General features: G+C 63.8%; 4 protein-coding genes. 1 reads left to right on the top strand and 3 read right to left on the bottom strand.

Annotated features, from left to right (window positions below):
- Positions 1 to 578: 578 nt before the first annotated feature.
- From MKK84_RS19455 to MKK84_RS19445, 3 genes are all read right to left on the bottom strand, one after another.
- Positions 579 to 965: a hypothetical protein gene (locus tag MKK84_RS19455; RefSeq protein WP_243922608.1), complete on the bottom strand. Its 387-nt coding sequence runs from the start codon at positions 963 to 965 to the stop codon at positions 579 to 581.
- 258 nt (positions 966 to 1,223) lie between these two features.
- Positions 1,224 to 1,469, bottom strand: a complete 246-nt coding sequence (locus MKK84_RS19450; protein WP_243922606.1) for a hypothetical protein — start codon at positions 1,467 to 1,469, stop codon at positions 1,224 to 1,226.
- Positions 1,466 to 2,209, bottom strand: coding sequence for a Crp/Fnr family transcriptional regulator (locus MKK84_RS19445; protein WP_243922604.1), 744 nt, complete (start codon positions 2,207 to 2,209; stop codon positions 1,466 to 1,468). The genes MKK84_RS19450 and MKK84_RS19445 overlap by 4 nt, the downstream gene beginning before the upstream one ends.
- Positions 2,210 to 2,528: 319 nt before the next feature.
- Between MKK84_RS19445 and MKK84_RS19440 the strand changes: the two genes are divergently transcribed.
- The coding region (locus MKK84_RS19440) for a Crp/Fnr family transcriptional regulator (protein ID WP_409566527.1) at positions 2,529 to 3,000 on the top strand (472 nt) is incomplete at its 3' end.

Raw genomic sequence — 3,000 nt, 5'->3', positions numbered from 1 at the left:
ACTCGGTCTCGCAGGTCCGGTTCCGCGTCCAGCGCGACTTCTGATTTCCCCAATCGAGATCGGTTGTTCCCAAAGCTTCCTGATCTTGATGTCCCCGTGCAAAGGGACCCCAACTAGCCCGGCCGAAAGGCCGGGCTTTTTGTTGTGCAGTTACTTGACTTCATCAACCTGCTCTCGGCCCCGCGTTAGCTCACCGCCATGGCCAAAGAGATCCCCAGTGTCGGCGACTTGCGCCGCGAGTCCGAGGTGACGGACGAGGAGACCGAGGCGGCGGCAAGGTTCAACCGGCGCGTAGGATGACTACCGAGATTGTGGTGGTACCGTGTGGATGACGCTGAAATCCTCTTGAACCTCCAGCCGCTTGCCCAGCCCGGTATGATCTGGGTGAGGGTGGACATGACTGAGGAGCAGACGGGAGACCTGCAGGTGCTAGCCGATCTGCGCGCCTGGCATCGGCGACAGATCGAGCAAGCGCTCGGCGATACCCGTGTCGTGCAAGCGCATGAGCAAGCCATCCTTCGGCTTCATCAGCTGAGCGCCATCAAAAGGCAGCGTGCGGCCGAGGACGAGGCCGATCGTCAGCGGGCCCGCGCGGCAAACTCCCAGACTGGAATGCCCCAGACCTGACCCTGCTTGGTCCGGTAGCCTGAGCCCCGATCGAACACGATCCGGGTTGGCTCTACCGCCACGGCCTTGCTGCCGGAGACCATCAGCGCACCGCAGTAGTCCACCCTTAGCGTTCCATGGTCAGGGTGTACTGCGAACAGTTCAGCCGCCGTCCACCCCAACGCATGCGCCTCGGCGCCCAAGCGGTCGCAGAAGTCGATGGCGGCCTCCCGCATCGGCACCCACCGGGTTGGGGTGAGATACCGGCAGGGAGGGGCGTGGGGCGAAATGTTCTCCATCGCGCCGTGCCACATGGCGACGAGGTTCGGGATCAGGGTCGGGGCGAGGCTGGCTGACATCCGGCCGAGCTACGCCATGGCAGCATGATCGGCCATGCGGCCAGAAGCGGGGTTGCCTGACCCAGGTTGGAAAAACGGCTCGGCCCCGTCGCCCGATCTGATCACGGGCCGACGGGGGAGGTCGTCTATCTCACCGGCGTTCCAACAGAATGACCGTCTGTGGTTGAGCAAGCGTGAACGCACGTCGTAGGCCGGGTGAGCCATGATGATATGGCCGCCCGGCTAAGCGCCCGGGGACGGCAGAGCAAAGCCTAAGGCTCAAGCTGCGCGTGTCAGCCGTTGTTCGATCCAACCCTGTGCCTCGCCGAGATCCGTGAACGTGGGTGGGGTCGCGGTGTTTACCCGCCCAAATCCCACCTCCAAGTACCACTTCCCGGCCTCATCCTCATACTCGTGGGAGAGGCGCACCAGCACCGCCACCAAGAAGCCGTCGTGGAACACCAATTGGCTCTCCTGATCAGCATCCCCAGTCGCGACCTGGATAGGCTGGAGGCGTAGGCTCATGCGGCGGCTTGATCTCCCAGGTGCAGGTAGCCCGACTTGAACTCCGCAAACTGCCTGAGCCCCGGCAGATCCAAGATCGTCAGGTGCCTCTGACGGAGTTTAATCAGCCCTCTCTCCCTGAGTTCCCGGAGCGAGCGGTTCACATGCACGGAAGTCTGGCCGGTCGTGTCGGCGAGATCGTACTGGGTGATGGGTAACTCGAAGCCGTTCTCGTCCGCCCTGCCGACCGCGCGCAAGCGCAGATGTAGCTCGCAGAACAGGTGCGCCAGCCGCTCCGGTGCGGATCGGCGGCCGACGTTGAGCAGCCACTCGCGCAGGGTCGCCTCGTCCACCAATGTGGACTTCCGCAGTGCGGCCGCGACGGCGGGGCGCTGCAACAGGTTCCAGATCGTATCAGGTGCGATGCGCGCGACCTTGCAGGCCGACAGCGTACAGATCGAATGATCCATGGCCCTGAGCAGTGGTCCGTCCACGTCGCCCGCATCACCCGGAACGAGGTAGGCCATGATCTGCCGCGCGCCGTTCTCCCGCAGCTTGTAGCGGCAGGCGAAGCCGTCCAGGATCAAGAACATGCCATCCGGCGGCTCGCCCTCGCGGATCAGATCCGTTCCGGCTGAGACAACCTGCGGGTTCTCGCTGATCTTCAGCAGCGCGGCTCGGTCCGCCTCCGGCAGCGGTACGAAGCCCTCCAGTTTGCGCAAGAGTGGATTGCCCGCAGCTTCTCGCTTGCTGTCCGTCATGATCTCCCGCGCCCTCCCACAAGCCAGTCGGCTCATCGTGGTTCCCGGCATATGTCGGGACCGCACTTAGCTTAGGTTAGCTCGCGCGCAACCCGGTTCGGTTCTCCGGTGTGAAAACCGACATTCGGCGCTTTGTCGGAGATCACACGCAACGCTCAGAAGTATTGCGACCGCCGTGACGCGGCAGTAGGCCGGTCGCACCGTCTGCACACCGTTCGGGGCGTGGGCGGCTGGGAGACGCGACTGCGCTCTTGCCTCGATCCAGGGAAGAACCGTGGACCAACCTCAACGGTCGAGTATCAGTAACCGTCTCTTGAAGATGCTCTCGGAGGACGATTTCACCCGGCTCGCTCCACACCTGCAACTCGTGGAACTGCCACTACAACACATGTTGATCGAAGCCAGTCAGCCGGTGGAGCACCTTTACTTCATCGAGAGCGGCATATCATCGATCACTACCGAGGGCTCGTTGGGCAGGGTCGAGATCGGCATCGTCGGCCGTGAGGGTGTGTCCGGCGCCGTGCCGGTGCTGACCGGCGGCGCCCGCATCCCGAATGACCAGTACATGCAGCTCCCCGGCGAGGGATACCGCATCGACGCGGACGTGCTGAGCGCGGCTGTCGAGGAGAGCCGATCGTTACGGTGGCTCTTGCTGCGGTACGTGCAGGTGGAGTTCGTGCAGGTGCGCCAGACCGCCTACGTCAACGCCACCTACACGATCGAGACCCGCCTCGCGCGCTGGCTACTGATGTGCCACGACCGGGTGGACGGCGACGAACTGCGGGTCAAGC

The organism is Methylobacterium sp. E-065, from assembly GCF_022829605.1.
Taxonomy (GTDB): domain Bacteria; phylum Pseudomonadota; class Alphaproteobacteria; order Rhizobiales; family Beijerinckiaceae; genus Methylobacterium.
The sequence above is the reverse complement of the archived record's forward strand: the minus strand, read 5'-3'. Positions and strand labels throughout refer to the sequence as shown.